Source organism: Mesorhizobium sp. B2-6-4, from assembly GCF_006441495.1.
GTDB lineage: Bacteria > Pseudomonadota > Alphaproteobacteria > Rhizobiales > Rhizobiaceae > Mesorhizobium.
The window spans coordinates 371,303-387,049 of sequence record NZ_VFUE01000002.1 but is presented as its reverse complement, the minus strand read 5'-3'; the positions used below and the strand labels follow the sequence as shown (position 1 = coordinate 387,049).

15 protein-coding genes and 1 pseudogene are annotated in these 15,747 nt (G+C 63.9%); 7 read left to right on the top strand and 9 right to left on the bottom strand.

The window, feature by feature from the left end:
* Positions 1 to 213: 213 nt before the first annotated feature.
* The 3 genes from FJ426_RS04320 to FJ426_RS04310 are packed head-to-tail and all read right to left on the bottom strand — an operon-like array spanning position 214 to position 4,072.
* Positions 214 to 1,182 (bottom strand): substrate-binding domain-containing protein, encoded by a 969-nt coding sequence (locus FJ426_RS04320; RefSeq protein ID WP_140551609.1) that lies wholly within the window; start codon positions 1,180 to 1,182, stop codon positions 214 to 216.
* Entirely contained in the window at positions 1,179 to 2,489 is a 1,311-nt protein-coding gene (locus FJ426_RS04315; RefSeq protein WP_140559058.1) for an ABC transporter permease, read from the bottom strand. The genes FJ426_RS04320 and FJ426_RS04315 overlap by 4 nt, the downstream gene beginning before the upstream one ends.
* Positions 2,486 to 4,072, bottom strand: a complete 1,587-nt coding sequence (locus FJ426_RS04310; RefSeq protein ID WP_140559289.1) for a sugar ABC transporter ATP-binding protein — start codon at positions 4,070 to 4,072, stop codon at positions 2,486 to 2,488. The genes FJ426_RS04315 and FJ426_RS04310 overlap by 4 nt, the downstream gene beginning before the upstream one ends.
* 219 nt (positions 4,073 to 4,291) lie before the next feature.
* Between FJ426_RS04310 and FJ426_RS04305 the strand changes: the two genes are divergently transcribed.
* Positions 4,292 to 5,311, top strand: coding sequence for a LacI family DNA-binding transcriptional regulator (locus FJ426_RS04305; RefSeq protein ID WP_140559059.1), 1,020 nt, complete (start codon positions 4,292 to 4,294; stop codon positions 5,309 to 5,311).
* A gap of 48 nt (positions 5,312 to 5,359) precedes the next feature.
* On the opposite strand, the gene FJ426_RS04300 is transcribed toward FJ426_RS04305, so the two are convergent.
* From FJ426_RS04300 to FJ426_RS04285, 4 genes are all read right to left on the bottom strand, one after another.
* Positions 5,360 to 6,361 (bottom strand): LLM class flavin-dependent oxidoreductase, encoded by a 1,002-nt coding sequence (locus FJ426_RS04300; protein ID WP_140559060.1) that lies wholly within the window; start codon positions 6,359 to 6,361, stop codon positions 5,360 to 5,362.
* 23 nt (positions 6,362 to 6,384) lie between these two features.
* On the bottom strand, positions 6,385 to 6,633 hold the full coding sequence (locus FJ426_RS04295; RefSeq protein ID WP_140514331.1) for a hypothetical protein: 249 nt from the start codon (positions 6,631 to 6,633) through the stop codon (positions 6,385 to 6,387).
* A gap of 73 nt (positions 6,634 to 6,706) precedes the next feature.
* On the bottom strand, positions 6,707 to 7,873 hold the full coding sequence (locus tag FJ426_RS04290; protein WP_140514329.1) for an AI-2E family transporter: 1,167 nt from the start codon (positions 7,871 to 7,873) through the stop codon (positions 6,707 to 6,709).
* A 151-nt stretch (positions 7,874 to 8,024) separates the two neighbouring features.
* Positions 8,025 to 9,083 (bottom strand): LLM class flavin-dependent oxidoreductase, encoded by a 1,059-nt coding sequence (locus tag FJ426_RS04285; protein WP_140491419.1) that lies wholly within the window; start codon positions 9,081 to 9,083, stop codon positions 8,025 to 8,027.
* 220 nt (positions 9,084 to 9,303) lie between these two features.
* On the opposite strand from FJ426_RS04285, the gene FJ426_RS04280 reads away from it, so the two are divergent.
* Complete coding sequence (locus FJ426_RS04280; protein ID WP_140491421.1) at positions 9,304 to 9,732, top strand: DUF6481 family protein; 429 nt, start codon at positions 9,304 to 9,306, stop codon at positions 9,730 to 9,732.
* A 186-nt stretch (positions 9,733 to 9,918) separates the two neighbouring features.
* Here FJ426_RS04280 and sugE read toward each other — a convergent pair whose 3' ends face one another.
* Positions 9,919 to 10,233 carry a quaternary ammonium compound efflux SMR transporter SugE gene (sugE, locus tag FJ426_RS04275; RefSeq protein ID WP_140524218.1) on the bottom strand — a complete coding sequence of 105 codons (315 nt, stop codon included), beginning with the start codon at positions 10,231 to 10,233 and terminating at the stop codon, positions 9,919 to 9,921.
* Positions 10,234 to 10,865: 632 nt separating this feature from the next.
* Here sugE and FJ426_RS04265 point away from each other — a divergent pair.
* Both FJ426_RS04265 and FJ426_RS04260 read left to right on the top strand, forming a co-directional pair.
* A pseudogene (locus tag FJ426_RS04265) lies at positions 10,866 to 11,820 on the top strand (cation diffusion facilitator family transporter).
* A 123-nt stretch (positions 11,821 to 11,943) separates the two neighbouring features.
* Positions 11,944 to 12,348 (top strand): GFA family protein, encoded by a 405-nt coding sequence (locus tag FJ426_RS04260; protein ID WP_140559061.1) that lies wholly within the window; start codon positions 11,944 to 11,946, stop codon positions 12,346 to 12,348.
* A gap of 19 nt (positions 12,349 to 12,367) precedes the next feature.
* On the opposite strand, the gene FJ426_RS04255 is transcribed toward FJ426_RS04260, so the two are convergent.
* Complete coding sequence (locus FJ426_RS04255) at positions 12,368 to 13,654, bottom strand: DNA recombination protein RmuC (RefSeq protein ID WP_140491433.1); 1,287 nt, start codon at positions 13,652 to 13,654, stop codon at positions 12,368 to 12,370.
* 103 nt (positions 13,655 to 13,757) lie between these two features.
* Here FJ426_RS04255 and def point away from each other — a divergent pair, with 103 nt between their 5' ends.
* The 3 genes from def to FJ426_RS04240 are packed head-to-tail and all read left to right on the top strand — an operon-like array spanning position 13,758 to position 15,733.
* On the top strand, positions 13,758 to 14,288 hold the full coding sequence (gene def / locus FJ426_RS04250) for a peptide deformylase (protein WP_056573548.1): 531 nt from the start codon (positions 13,758 to 13,760) through the stop codon (positions 14,286 to 14,288).
* 6 nt (positions 14,289 to 14,294) lie between these two features.
* Positions 14,295 to 15,230, top strand: coding sequence for a methionyl-tRNA formyltransferase (fmt, locus tag FJ426_RS04245; protein ID WP_140559062.1), 936 nt, complete (start codon positions 14,295 to 14,297; stop codon positions 15,228 to 15,230).
* A complete protein-coding gene (locus FJ426_RS04240) occupies positions 15,227 to 15,733 on the top strand; it encodes an N-acetyltransferase (protein WP_140514323.1) in 507 nt (168 codons plus the stop codon). The genes fmt and FJ426_RS04240 overlap by 4 nt, the downstream gene beginning before the upstream one ends.
* Positions 15,734 to 15,747: the final 14 nt, after the last annotated feature.

Here is a 15,747-nt window from a genome sequence, read left to right as displayed (position 1 = left end):
CTCCGGACGGGAACCACCTGGCCACCGCCGCCGACGGATATTGAAAGGGGACCAGGGCGCAAGAACCTTCCTGCACCGCCCCAAGGGTCGACTCCCACTCCGTCGAGCTTCGCTCGACACCTCTCCCCCGATCGACGGGGGAGAGGAAGGGCGCCAAGCTGTCCTGGGACGAAGAACCTGGACCTTGGGCCGGCGCTTATCTCCGGCGAAATCTCAGAGGCCGTTGTCCTTCAGCACCTGGGCGGCGTTTTCCTTGGTGATCTTCTGCGTCGGCAAGGTGATGGTCTTCTCCACCTTCTCGCCATTGAGGAACTTGATCGCCTGCCGAAGGCCCTCGGCGCCCGGGGTGACATAGGTGAAGGTCGCCGTCAGCTCGCCCTTGTTCACCATCTGCACGCCTTCGTTGGGCAGGCCGTCGATGCCGATGAACTTGATGTCCTTCTCGCGGCCGACATCCTTGGCGGCAAGATAGGCGCCATAGGCCATCGGGTCGTTGTGGCCGTAGACGAGATCGATCTTCTCATTGCTCTTCAGCGCGTTGGCCATCAGATTATAGGCTTGGTCCTGCTTCCAGTCGCCCGACTGCTGGTCGAGCAGGTACTTGATGCCCGGCTCCTTGTCGGTGAACTCATGGAAGCCGTCATGGCGGTCATGCGCCGGCTGGGTGCCCATGCCGCCCCAGATCTCGACGACATTGCCCGATGCCTTGCCCTTGCCGCCGAGCAGCTCGACGGCATATTCGCCGGCCGCGCGGCCGATCAGCTTGTTGTCGCCGCCGACGAACTGGGTGTAGTCCTTGGTGTCGACATTGCGGTCGAGCACGAAGACCGGGATCTTGGCGTCGATTGCCTGTTGCACGACGCCGGTCAGGCCGGCCGATTCCTTCGGCGACACGAGCAACGCATCGACCTCCTGGCGGATCAGGTTCTCGACATCGGCGACCTGCTTCTCGGTCTTGTCCTCGCCGTCGGTGATGATCAGCTCGACCTCGGGGTGCTTTGCGGCCTCGGCCAGTATGTCCTTGTTGAACTGCGCGCGCCAAGGCTCGATGGTCGTCACCTGCGAGAAGCCTATCTTCCACTTCTTGTCCTGGGCCAAGGCGTGGCCGGTGGAGAGCAGCGCGGTGGTGGTCAGCAATGCCGCGCCAAGGGCGGCAAGCTTCAGCGTGTCACGTCGTTTCATTTCTTGTTTCCTCCGAGATTGAGAGACCGGGTCTCTTGCGACGGCCGTTTTGCCGCGGCCGTTTCCTTGTGCGCCGCTCCGGGCAGGCGCAGATAGGCTAGGAGATCACCGGCATTGCGCTCCTGCACGAGCACTGTGCCGATGATGATCATCCCCTTCAGCACCAGCTGAAGGTTCGAATTGATGTTGTGGAGCTGCAATATGTTGGACAGCAGCCCGAAGATCAGCACGCCGCAGAACGTCCCCGTGAGGCTGCCGCGCCCACCCATCAGGCTGGTGCCGCCGATGACCACGGCGGCGATGGCGTCGAGCTCCAGGCCGGCGCCGGCATCGGGCTTGCCTTGCCGGTACTGCGCGACATAGAGCACCGCGGCAATGCCGGCGAGCAGGCCCGAAACGGCGTAGGTGACGATCTTGACCCGGCCGGCGGCGATGCCGGAAAGCCTGGCCGCCTCCTCATTGCCGCCGATGGCGTAGACATAGCGGCCGAACGGCGTGAAGCGCAGCACCGCGCCATAGATCAGGATGGCGCCGAGGAAGAACAGGCCGGGCATCGGAATGACGCCGAACACCATCGAGCGCAGCAGCTCGAAATCCTCGGTGGCGTTCGAGCCGGTATAGACCGGCAGCACAGCATTGTTCTGGCCGGCGGTCAGCCGGGCGATGCCCAACGCCGTCACCATCATCGCCAGGGTGACGATGAAGGGCTGCAGCCGCCCGGCAACGATGATGAAGCCGTTGAGCGCACCGAACAGCAGGCCCACGCATGGCGCGACCAGCAGCACGCCGAGGACGCCGAATTTGGGCTCGACCTGCGGCAGCAGGTACCACAGGGAAAGACAGCACAGGACCACGCCGACGATTGCCGGCGTGACCAGGCCGCGGGCGCGGCCCAGCCTTGCGTCGCGCGAGGCATCGGCGCCGGCGCGCGACTTTTCGAGATTGAGGAAGATGAAGCGGGTGACGATGAAGCCGAGGCAGAGCGCCACCACGGCGACGGTGGGCACGCCAAGCACCACTCCCGGCGTCACGCCCGGAACCGTCAGCAGCATGGCGCAGACCACCGAACAGATTGCCATCAGCGAACCGACCGAAAGATCGATGCCGCCGGTGATGATCACCGCCGTCATGCCGGTGGCGATCAGGCCGGTGGTCGACACCTGGCGCAGCACGTCGAGCAGATTGCCGTAGGACAGGAAGATGTTGTTGCCCTTGGAGCTGACCGGCGAGCCCAGCACGCCGATCAGGAAGATGGCGATCAGGCCCCAATAGAGCTTGGTGCGGGACAGGAGTTTCAAGGCGGTCATGCGGCAGGTCTCGAAATCGTGCGGCGCGGCGCGGCGAGACGCATGATGGCCTCCTCGCTCGCCGCATCGCGGGAAAGGATGCCGGTCTGGCGGCCATCGGCCATCACCAGAATGCGGTCGGAGAGGTGCAGCAGTTCCGGCAATTCGGAGCTGATGACGGCAATGGCCAGCCCGTCGCGCGCAAGCTTGAAGATGAGATCGTAGATCTCGCGCTTGGCGCCGACGTCGATGCCGCGCGTCGGCTCGTCGAGAAGAAGCACGCGCGGCCGTGTCGCCAGCCATTTGCCGATGACGACCTTCTGCTGGTTGCCGCCCGACAGCGTGCCGGCTGGCTGGTCGATGTCCTCGCAGCGTATGCCGAGCGCCCGGACCGCGTGGCGCGCCAGCTCCTGTTCGCCGGCCAGCGAACGGATGCCGAAGCGCGCCAGCGATCCGACCAGCGGCAATGCGACGTTGTCTGTAATGGAAGCCTGGAGATGCAGGCCTTGGGTCTTGCGGTCCTCGGTCACCAGCGCAATGCCGAGGCGCCTGGCATCGCGCGGCGAGCGGATCTCGACCGGCGCGCCGTCGAGCCGGATCTCGCCGCCGGTGCGGCCATCGCTCGAGCCGAAGATCGCCTCCAGGATCTCGGTGCGCCCTGAACCCAGCAGCCCGCCAATGCCAAGGATCTCGCCTTCGGCGAGTTCGAAGTTGACGCCGTCGATCACGGTGCGCCAGCCATGGGCGTCGGGTTTCGTCAGCGACAGGTTCTCGACGGAAAGCACGACTTCGCCGCCGGAACGGCGCTCCTCTTCCGAGGAGGCCAGCAGGTCTCGCCCGACCATTGCCGAAATGATGGCGTTCTCGTCGAGCTCGCCCATGGGCCGCGTCAGCACGTGGCGTCCGTCGCGAAACACCGTGACCCTGCCCGCCAGGTGCATGACCTCGTCGATGCGGTGCGAGATGTAGACGATGGCGACGCCGCTGTCGGCAAGCTGGCGGATGATGCGGAACAGCCTCTGGCATTCGGCTGGAGAAAGCGCCGAGGTCGGCTCGTCCATGATCAGGATGCGCGCCGACATCGACAGCGCCTTGGCGATCTCGACCAGTTGCTGTTCGCCGACGCGCAAGGCGCCGACACGGGCTTCCGGGTCGAGCTCGATGCCCAGCCGCTGCAGAAGGGCGCTGGCGGCGCGGCTGCTCGCCTTGCGGTCGACGATCAGCCCGGCGATCAGCTTCTCGCGTCCGAGAAAGATGTTGTCGGCGACGCTGAGTTCGGGAACCAGATTGAGCTCCTGGTGGATGATGGCAATGCCGGCGGCCTCGGCGTCGCGCACGCCGGCGAAATTCGCGGCTACGCCGTCGACGCGAACCGTGCCTTCATAACCCGTGTAGACACCGGAAAGGATTTTCATCAGCGTCGACTTGCCGGCGCCGTTCTCACCCATCAAGGCATGGACTTCGCCGCGCCGCAGCTCGAAACCGACATCGACCAAGGCGGCAATGCCGCCGAAGCTCTTGGAAACGCGTTCGGCGCTCAGGACGACATCCGAACGGTCCGCCGCCGCAACATCCCCACGAGCGATGGAATTTCCGTGCTCCATGACAAAGGCGGCCTCCCTTCCGTCGTCGTCTGACCTCATGAACGCTATTCTAAACGTTTCGATCCTGTCAAGCTTCTATCTGGTCACGCGAGATTACCTCATTTCAATTCTTGCGAAAAACCGCGATATTCCGTAGATATGATGCATAGAGAGGCGGCGAAACGTTTCGAAATGGCAGGGCCAAGCAAGACAAGGCAGCGAAAGTCGACGGCGCCGACCATGCTTCACGTGGCCGAAGCGGCGCGCGTGTCGGTCGCCACGGTTTCGGCGCTGATCAACGGCACGGCGACCGTCAGCCCGGAGCTCAGCCAGCGCATCGAGCAGGCGATCCGCGATATCGGCTACAAGCGCAATGCGATCGCCCGCAGCCTGAAAATGGGCACCACGCGCACCATCGGATTGACTGTCCCGCACATCACCAATCCGTTCTTCACCGATGTCGTGTCAGTCATCCAGCAGGCCTTCGACCGCGCCGGCTATGCGGTCATGCTGTGCTGCACGGACGAGGACCTCAACACCCAGGACGACCAGATCAGGCTGCTGCTCGACCGTATGGTCGACGGGTTGATCGTGGCGCGCGTCGGCGATGGGACGATCCTCAAGCGCATCGTCGACGACGCCAACGTGCCGGTCGTCCTGCTTGACCGCATCTGCGACGGTGTCGACACGGATGCCGTGGTGCTCGACAACCAGCGCGCCGTGTTCGACGCCATCACCTACCTGATACATCTCGGGCACCGGCGCATCGGCTACATCACCGGAACGTCGGATATCTCACCGATGCATGATCGCATGGCCGGATATCGCGAAGCGCTTCAGGCAGCCGGCCTGCCGGTCGCCGAGGAGCTGGTACGTTCCGGCAATTTTCACGAGATCGACGGCTATAACGCGGCCATGCAGCTGTTGTCGCTGCACGACAGGCCGAGCGCGATCTTCTCCGCCAACAATCCGATGGTGATCGGCACCATGAAGGCGATCCGCGATATCGGCCTGTCCTGCCCGGAAGATGTTTCGATCGCCTGTTTCGACGATTTTCCGTGGTCGGACGTGTTTGTCCCGCAACTGACCACGGTGGCACAGCCGGTGCAGGCGATCGGCGAACAGGCGGCCAATTTGCTGCTCGACCGCCTTGCCGGAAATCGCGACGCGCCGCCGCGCAAGCTGGTGCTCAAGGGCCGGCTGATGATCCGCAATTCATGCCGACCGCTGGGAGCGGTGGCGCAGAGCGTGGGTGCGTAGAGCGGTTCAGTGGTTGAATCGCTATCGGCAAGCGCCGAGCTGGAAATCTCACGCCGCTTGCGACAGCGATTTGTGGGCGTCGGCCAGGATTTCGAAGGACCTCACCCGAGCCGCATGATCGAATATCTGCGCGGTGACCATCAATTCGTCGGCGCCGGTGCGGCGAACGAAGGCGTCGATGCCTTGCCGCACCGTTTCCGGCGAGCCGACGACGGCGCAGGACAGCGCCTGGCCGAGCATGGACTTGGCCATCGGATCGAGGTCGCGGTCATAATTCTCGACCGGTGGCGGCAATTTTCCGGGGCGGCCGGTGCGCAGATTGACGAAAGCCTGCTGCAGCGAGGTGAACAGCAGCCGCGCCTCAGTGTCGGTGGGCGCCGCAAAGACGTTGAGGCCGAGCATGACATAGGGTTTGTCGAGCTGTTCCGACGGCTGGAAGCGCGAGCGGTAGATGTCCAGCGCATGGTCTAGCTCGGCCGGCGCGAAATGCGAAGCGAAGGCGTAGGGCAGGCCGAGCATGGCGGCAAGCTGGGCGCCATACAGGCTGGAGCCGAGGATCCAGACCGGCACGGTCTGGCCTTCGCCCGGCACGGCGCGCAGCCGCTGGCCCTCTTCCGCCGGCAGGAAATAGCCCATCAGCTCGACGACGTCCTGCGGGAAATTGTCGGCACCTGCCTCGAGATTGCGGCGCAAGGCGCGCGCCGTGTTCATGTCCGTGCCGGGCGCTCTGCCGAGGCCGAGATCGATGCGGCCGGGGAACAAGGCGGCCAGCGTGCCGAACTGCTCGGCGATGACCAGCGGCGAGTGATTGGGCAGCATGATGCCGCCGGCGCCAACGCGAATAGTCTTGGTGCCGCCCGCGACATGGGCAATGACGACCGAGGTGGCGGCACTTGCGATGCCCGGCATGTTATGATGCTCGGCCAGCCAATAGCGCTTGTAGCCCAGCCGCTCGGCATGGCAGGCAAGATCGAGCGAATTGGCCAGCGACTGCGAGGCATCGCTGCCTTCGACGATCGGCGATAGGTCGAGGACGGAAAGGGCTGCCATGTCAGGTCTCCACGAGGTTTATCTCAAGCACCCTGCCTCGAAGGCCGTGCGGTCGGGAATGAGGATGCCAAGCCGCCCCCGAGCGCATCGCCAAATCCGCTGGCCGCGGCCATGCGCTTCTGCTCGGCGGGGCTGCCGCGATGATGGACAGGAAATGCAAGCCCGGATCTGTCGACAGCAAATGTTGGCGACGCGCCCAGCGGCGCATCGCGCAAGCCGGCATGGCCGATGCGAGCGAAACAGTCGTCGAGGTCGAAGGAAGCATCGCTCATGGGAAGGGCACCGGCCATTGGACCGGCCGGATATAGGCATTCGAGCCAGGCGCCGCAAACCAGACGCGCGGCTTTATGCCGGAGCCTTACCTTCCTCGGTGGCCTCATCTTCCACCGCCGAGAGATGTTGTGCCGCCAGGAAGTTGCCGACATGGCTCAGACCGTCGAAGTGATCGCAGAACACCTTGATGAGGACCAGCAGCGGCACCGCCATCAGCGCGCCGACAAAGCCCCATAGCCATGACCAGAAGGCAATGGCGATGAAGATCGCCACGGCGTTGATCTCGAGCCGCCGGCCGACAACCATCGGCGTTACGAATTGGCCTTCGACGATGTCGCACAAAAGCAGGAAGGCAGGCGCCAACAACGCATAGGAGATCGTGTCGAAGCTGATCAGCGCGATGATCGTGACCACGATGAGCGTGATCATGGCGCCGACATAGGGCAGGAAATTAAGCAGAGCGGCCGTGGCGCCCCAGACGAGCGGGTTGGGCATGCCGAGTGCCCACAGACCAAGGCCAATGATCGTGCCGAGGCCGATATTGATGATGGTGACGGTGAGCAGATAGTGCGAGATTTCCCGTTCCACGTCGTAAACGACCCGCAGCGCCCGCTTCTTCTCGGTAAGGCTGGCGAAGGACTGGATGATCTTTTCATAGAACATCGTGCCTGAAGCGAGCAGGAACAGCGACAGCACGAAGATGATGGTCAGGCTTGTTCCCGCCGAAAGAATGTTCGAGGCCGCCGACGACAGGAAGCCAGACTGGGCTACCGCGACTTTCTGTATGCCCGGCTCCTGCGACGTCTCGGTGAGGCCTTCGATCTGATGTGTAACCTCCATGATCCTCTCGAGCGGAGGCCGCAAATGCGCCAGCCGCTCGGTCAGCCGCTGGCCGATCGACGAGGTGTTGTTGATGAGATCGATCACCGGGCCGCTCAGCAGGTAGCCGGCACTGGCGAAGAGGCAGAGGGACAGAAGCACCAGAAGCGTCGCCGAAATCACCTCGGGGATGCCGCGCTTGCGCAGAAGCCTGACGATCGGCGTCAGCGTCAATGCCAGCAGAAAAGCCAGTATGACCGGCATGAAGAAGGCACGGGCGAAATAGAGCGCATAGATGGCCATGAAAATGAAGATGCCGACGAGCAGCGAGCGTATCATATGGGTGTCGGCGCGGGCGGCGATGCGCGCCTCTTCTGCTTCGGAAACGCCCGCGACCGAAGCGGTGGGGTCAGCTTTCATCACGGTCCCTCGGCGGCGCACCGCAATTGGCGCAACCGCTGAGAAAACGCCCCTGCCGGTCCAAAGTTCCGTTAGCCGGCGTTGACGGCGAGCCCACGAGGCCCGCCGTCGCGGTTACTGTTCCCGCGCAATTTTTCGCGGAAGTGCAATACTACGCGGCAGGCGCCGGGGCCGGGACGGCGTCAGCCGTTTCCTTGCGCACGATCGGCGCCACCCTGGTGCCGTAGAGTTCAATCGCCTTCATGACCTTGGCATGCGGCATGATGCCGATCGCCATCTGCAGCAAAAAGCGGTCATTGCCGAAGATCTTGTGCTGGGCGACGATCTTCTCGGCCACCTGCTCGGGATTGCCGACGAACAAGGCGCCGCCCGGGCCGCGTGACTGGTCGAAATGCGCCCGCGAGGTCGGACCCCAGCCGCGCTCGCGGCCGATGCGGTTCATCACCTCGGCCTGTGGGCCATAGAAATCGTCGGCCGCCTTCTCGGTCGTGTCGGCGATGAAGCCGTGGACGTTGATGCTGGTGGCAAGACCCTTCGGATCGGCGCCCGCGCGCCTGGCGGCCTCGCGATAGAGGTCAAACAGCGGCGCGAACCGCGCCGGCTCGCCGCCGATGATGGCGAGCGCCAGCGGCAGGCCGAGCGCGCCCGCGCGGGCGGCGGACTGCGGCGTGCCGCCGATGGCGATCCAGATCGGCAGTTTTTCCTGCAAGGGGCGTGGGTAGACGCCGCGATCGTTGATCGGCGCGCGCAGATTGCCGGACCAGGTGATCTTCACCTGATCGCGGATGGCGAGCAGCAGGTCGAGCTTTTCGGCGAACAGCTCGTCATAATCCTCAAGATTGTAGCCGAACAGCGGAAAGGATTCGATGAACGAGCCGCGCCCGGCCATGATCTCGGCCCGGCCGCCGGAAAGAAGGTCGAGCGTGGCGAATTGCTGGAAGACGCGGACCGGATCGTCCGAAGACAGGACAGTGACGGCGCTGGTCAGTTTTATGCGTTTGGTTTGCTCGGCCGCCGCGGCCAGAGCCACGACAGGCGCGGACGCGGCATAGTCCGGCCGGTGATGCTCGCCAAGGCCGAAAACGTCAAGGCCGACCTGATCGGCCAGTTCGATCTCCTCGATCAGGTTGCGCAGCCGCTCGTGCGGGCCGATTGCGCCGGGGCCCGGCTGCGGGCTGACGTCGGCGAAAGTGTAGAGACCGAGTTCCATCTGGTGTCATCCTGGCGTTTGATTTTCGCGCTAGAGGTAGCGATCAGCCCGTATCACCACCAGAGGGTCTGACTGCGAACAGTGCGTGTCCGTTTCGGCCGCGAAGGCGTCTCCCGGCTGCAACAGCACGGAATTTCATGGCTGGCATACCGTTTTGGCGCTTGAACTCCCGGTTTTCGCGCGTATGTAAGCGTCGCGAATTGACTTCAGGGAAGTGGACTTGGCTATCTACAGGGAAAAAGACATTTTCGAGCGGCGCAACGCCGCGAACGAGGCAAAGAAGGCGCTTCTGGAGCGCTTCAAGTCGAAGCCGGCGGCGGACGATCCCGCGGTGCTGGCGCGACAGGCCGAACGCAAGGCTATCCTTGCGGCGCGTGAGATACGCGAGGCCGAGAAGGCGAGGCTGAAGCAGGAAAGGCTGGCACGCGAGGCAATCGAGAAGGCCGAGCGCGAGGCCGCAGCCGAAGCCGCACGGGTCGCGGCCGAAGAGGCGGCGCAGGCGGAAGCCAGGATTCGGGAAGCCGAAGAGGCCGAGCGCATCGCGCGTCTGCTGGCCGACGAGGCCGAGCGCAAGGCGAAGCGCGACGCGCGCTATGCGGCGCGCAAGGCGCGCACCGGCAGGACACCGCCAGGCTTTACCGGCCGCTAGCCTCAGACCGCCGGAGCAATCTGCTTCGAGGATCAGGGTCGCTGCGAAGCGGCCCTGCATGCGTTTGTCCGCGCGCCAATTCATGCGATTGCCGACGCCGTTCGTGATACGACTTTCGCGGAATTGCTCTGTTTGCTTCGACGCAATTCCGGACGGAAAACCGCTTCGCACCTTTCCTGGATTGCTTTACGCCGCGAATTTCAGCCCCATAATGCCACAGACGATGAGTGCGATGCAGGCGAGCCTGATCACGGTCGCCGGCTCGCCGAGCAGCCAGATACCGAGTAGCGCCGTGCCGACCGTGCCGATGCCGGTCCACACCGCATAGGCGGTGCCGACGGGCAGCGCTTTCAGCGCCAGTCCAAGCAGCGAGAGACTGACGATCATCGAGGCGACCGTGAGCACGGTCGGGACGAGCCGGGTGAATCCGTCGGTGTATTTGAGGCCGATTGCCCAGCCGATCTCGAACAGGCCGGCGAAAAACAGAAAAATCCATGACATGGGGAACGCTCCATCCAAGCATCGCACCAATGTCCGTTTCAAGACGATGCAATGCGCGATCGACCGAGCATCGCGGCAGCCGATGCCCTATCAGACAGTGGGCGGGTCGTCCCGACCGGATTTCAGGAGATGTGGGGTCGTCCCCGCACCAGATATAGGGTGTCTTAACGCCCGATCAACAAACTGCCGGCGGTGTCCGAACGCCGCCGGCGAACTCCATCCGAGGCACGCGACTATTTTTCCTTGAGCCTCGTTGCCTTGACCGGCGGCGCCTTGAGCGTGGGAGCAGCGGCCGGCTTCTTGGCGTCCTTCTTTGGCTTGCGGGCCTCCTTGCCTGCCTTCATCGCACCTTTTGCCATGATTCGTTCCTCCAGTTGCGGGAAGTGAAGTGAAACAAGAGAAATGCCTCTAGGCAAGGGCCGTTCGCGGTCACGGCCGCGAAAACCGGCAACCTGTTTCGGCGGCCTTATGAATCCGAACCGGCGCGCAGCGACTTGAACGGACGGGGTGTTGGTGCGTCGCGATGGCCGCGGAATTTCGGCGGGCCCGCAGCATGATCTCAAGGAAATCGGCTCCCACTTTTCCTGCAATTGCTCTAGACTTCGCGTGTCGGACAGGACGACAGGGAAGCAATGGCGGGGCATGGCGGCTCTCGAACGGTCATCTACGCGGCGCTCGCCGGCAATCTCGCGATCGCGCTGACCAAATTCGTCGCAGCCTTCTTCACCGGCAGTTCGGCGATGTTTTCGGAAGGCGTGCATTCGCTGGTCGATACCGGCAATGGCAGCCTGCTGCTTTATGGCATGCATCGCGCCGCACGCCCGGCCACCCGCGCGCATCCGCTCGGCCATGGCCGCGAGCTCTACTTCTGGAGCTTCATCGTGGCGCTTCTCGTCTTCGCGCTCGGCGCCGGCGTATCGTTCTACGAAGGCGTGACGCACATCATTGCGCCCGAACCGGCCGCCAATGTCAGGGTCAATTACATCGTGCTCGGCCTGTCGTTTCTGTTCGAGGGCAGCTCATGGCTGGTGGCGCTGAGGGAATTCCGCCGGCAGAAGGGCCAGCAGGGCTGGCTGCAGGCCGTGCAATCGAGCAAGGATCCAAGCGTCTACACAGTGCTGTTCGAGGACAGTGCCGCGCTTCTCGGCCTGATCGTCGCCTTTGCCGGCATATTTGGCGGCGGAGATTTTCGAGATGCCGGAACTGGACGGCGCCGCCTCGATCGGCATTGCGCTGATCCTGGGTGCGACCGCGGCCTTCCTGGCGCGCGAGAGCAAGGGGCTGCTCATCGGCGAGCCTGCTTCGCCTGCGGTGCAGAAAGAAGTGCTGGCGATCGCGCAGCAGGATCCGGCGGTGCAGCGGGCGAACGGCGTCCTGACGGTCCACCTGGGGCCGGAAGAAATCGTTGCCGGCCTGAGCATCGAATTCGAGGACCATCTGTCCGCGCCGGAAATCGAAGCCTGCGTCGAGCGCCTCGAAGCGCGGCTAAGGAAGGAAATGCCCGAGATCACCCGGCTGTTCGTCAAGCCGCAGACGACAGGCACCTGGGAACAGCGGCGCAAGCTGATCGAATCGGCATCCGAGTAGAGTTTTGAGCAGGTCTCGAAACCACATTCCACTCCTCGGGATTATGTCTTGGACCAGCGTCGCGTCGTTGCCTTGCGACGCTGCGCCGCTAAAATCAGCCGATCGAGTTTTGGAGGACTGATTATGAAGATCGACGGCGGCTGTCATTGTGGTGCCATCACCTATGAGGCGGAGGTCGAACCGGAAAAGACCTCGATCTGCCATTGTACCGATTGCCAACATTTGACCGGTACGGCCTTTCGCGTCACCGCTCCGGCGCCTGAAGATCACTACCGGATCACAAAGGGTACACCGAAGGTCTACATCAAGACCGTGGCAAGCGGCGCCAAGCGCGTCCAGGCCTTTTGCGCCGACTGCGGTTCGCACCTTTACGCCACGTCGGTCGGAGATGGCCCAAAGGTCTACGGCATTCGAGTGGGAACCGCGCGGCAACGCCAGGATTTGATTCCGACACTGCAAAAATGGCACCGCTCGGCGCTTCACTGGCTACCTGAATTTCACGGCATGACCACAGTGGAGGAGCAGTAGCGCCGTCCGGTGCGGCGCCTCATTCGTCGCCTTCGACGACCCTCAGCCTGAGCTGGCCGGTCTTTGAATCGGCAACGCGTGGGGAATCGACAACGCGCGGGCCGGGTTCCGGCTTCGCAGGGGCTGGTGACGCCATGTCAGGGTCGGCATCGCCTCCGGGCTGCGCCCCAAACTCCAGAGCTTCGATCTTCTGGCCGCGTTTGGTCACCTTCGACGTCGAGACGAGGATGTCGTCTATATCCTTGGCCGACTGGGCAAAATGGCCCTGCAATTTGCGCACCCGCTCGTCGACGCGCGAAACATCCTCCATCAGCCGGATCACCTCGCCCTGGATCAGGTGTGCCTGCTCGCGCATACGGGCATCCTTCAGGATCGCCTGGATGACCTGGATCGACAGCATCAGGAGCGACGGCGAGACGATGACGACGCGGGCGCGGTGCGCCTTCTGCACCACCGCCTCGAAATTTTCGTGGATCTCGGCAAACACCGATTCCGACGGCACGAACATGAAGGCGGTATCCTGCGTCTCGCCCTGGATCAGATATTTATCCGCGATATCGCGGACATGCACCTCGATGTCGCGGCGGAAGGCCTGCGACGCGACCTTCTGCTGTTCGGCGCCTTCGGCGGCGCGGATGGCGTTCCAGGCTTCCAGCGGAAACTTGGCGTCGACGGCAAGCGCCGGCGCGCCGTTGGGCATCTTCACCAGGCAATCGGGACGGCTGCCGTTGGACAAGGTCGCCTGGAACTCGTAGGCGCCGTGCGGCAGACCGTCGGCGACGATCGCTTCCATGCGCGACTGGCCGAAGGCGCCGCGCGTCTGCTTGTTGGAGAGGATCGCCTGCAATTGCACGACCTGGCCGGCGAGCGACTGGATGTTGCCTTGCGCGGTGTCGATGACGGCCAGCCGCTCCTGCAATTTGGCCAGGCTCTCATGAGTGGATTTGGTTTGCTCGGTCATGGTCTGGCCGAGGCGGCCGGTCATGGCATCGAGGCGCTGGCCGATCGATTGCGTCAGTTCCGCCTGCCGCGCGCCGAAGACTTCCGCGATGGCGCCCATGCGGCCCTGCATCTCGGCTTGGCTTTGCAATATGCCGGCCATCCGCGCCTCGGCGTCGCGGGCATGGTCGGCGGCTTCGGCAGCGGCCACGGCGCGCGCCTTGGCCGAGCGCCACAGCGCGACGACAAGCGCCACGAACAGGCCAAGAAACACAAAGGCCCCGAACGCCAGCGCATGGCCGAGCGTGATCGTGGTCGCGCCAAGCCGGGCGACAGGTTCCGAAAGGATGGATGTCAGGTCGTTCATGCACACAGCATAGACGATTCGGCCGGCCAGCACAGATCAAAACGTGAACGATCCCCCGGCGTACCGGTTGACGCCCTTTATTCAAGGTCTTAGGTGAGACGCCATGCCGATCAAGCCGCTCATCATCCTTCCCGACCCCATCCTGCGCCAGGTTTCCAAGCCGGTGGAGCGCGTCGACGCGCCCTTGCGCAAACTGGCCGACGACATGCTGGCGACCATGTATGACGCGCCCGGCATCGGGCTGGCCGCGATCCAGATCGGCGAGCCGCTGCGCATGCTGGTGATCGACCTCGCCAAGGAGGACGAGACGCCGGCGCCGCATGTCTTCATCAATCCCGAAATCCTGGAAAGCGCCGACCAGCGCTCCGTCTACGAGGAAGGTTGCCTGTCGATTCCCGACTATTATGCCGAGGTCGAACGCCCGGCTTCCGTGCGGGTCAAGTATCTCGACCGCGACGGCAAGCTGCAGGAGATGGAGGCCGAGGGGCTGATGGCAACCTGCCTGCAGCATGAGATCGACCATCTCAACGGCGTGCTGTTCATCGACCACATTTCGAAGCTGAAGCGCGACATGGTGGTGAAGAAGTTCAAGAAGCTGGCCAAGGACAAGGCTCCGGGCAAGCTGGTGGGATAGGGGACAATGCCCCTTCGCGTCATTTTCATGGGGACGCCGGAGTTTTCGGTGCCGACATTGCGCGCGATTGCCGATGCCGGACATGAGGTCGCGGCCGTCTACACCCAGCCGCCGCGAGCCGCCGGCCGGCGCGGCCTTGAGCTGACACTGTCGCCGGTACAGCGCGAGGCGGAACGGCTGGGCATCGAGACGCGCACGCCGACGTCGCTCAAGGGCGGGGCCGAACAGGCAGCTTTTCGCGCGCTGCAAGCCGATATCGGCGTGGTCGTGGCTTATGGCCTGCTTTTGCCCAGGGCGGTTCTTGAGGCGCCGCAACTGGGCTGCATCAACGGCCATGCCTCGCTGTTGCCGCGGTGGCGCGGTGCGGCGCCCATCCAGCGGGCGATCATGGCGGGAGACAGCGAAACCGGCATGATGGTCATGCGCATGGAAGAAGGCCTCGACACCGGCCCGGTGGGGCTGGTTGAAAAATGCGTCATCGAACCCGATATGACCGCCGGCGATCTGCATGATCGATTAATGAGCGTCAGCGCCGCACTGATCGTGGAAGCGCTGGCGCGGCTGGAAAGGAATGGCCTGGCCTTCACCGCCCAAGCGATTGAGGGGGTGACCTATGCCAAAAAGATCGGTAAATCCGAGACGCACGTGGATTGGACGCGACCCGCGGCCGAAGTCCACAATAACATTCGCGGCCTGTCGCCCTTCCCCGGCGCCTGGTGCGAGGTTGAAATTGGTGGCCGGGTGGAACGGCTGAAACTGCTTCGCTCGACGCTTGCGCAAGGTGTGGGCGAACCGGGAGGAATTCTCGACGACCGCCTGACGATCGCCTGCGGAGCGGGCGCGATCCGGCTGGTCGAAGTTCAACGGGCGGGCGGAAGGCCCGCCGCCGCGCAAGAATTCCTGCGCGGGACCAAGATCGAAAAAGGAATGAAATTGTCATGAGCATGATGTCGATACGCGCGGCGACGCCGCGGGATCGCGAGGCCATCCGCCTCGTCGAGGAACACGCTTTCGGCCAGCAGGCGGAGGCCGGGCTGGTTGACGCGCTGGTTTCCGGCGGCGACGCCGTTGTCGAACTGGTGGCGGAAGAAGACGGGCAAGTGGTTGGCCACATCCTGTTTTCGCGGCTTTTCGCCCGCACCGGCGGCAAGGATTTCCCGGCGGTGGCACTGGCGCCGCTGGCGGTGGAGCCCTCCTTTCACGGCACCGGCATTGGCGGCGCGCTGATCCGCGAGGCTCACATTCGCCTGCGCGACGCCGGCGAGATGCTGGCCGTGGTGCTGGGCGACCCCACCTACTACGGCCGTTTCGGCTACAGCCACGCGCGCGCCGAAGGATTCGAGAGCGAATACCAGGGCGAGGCGCTGCAGGCGCTGGCCTGGGGCGACGCTCCCGAAACCGGCCGGCTGGTCTACGCCTCAGCCTTCACCGCACTCGCCGCCTAGGCGTATAGCCGCCC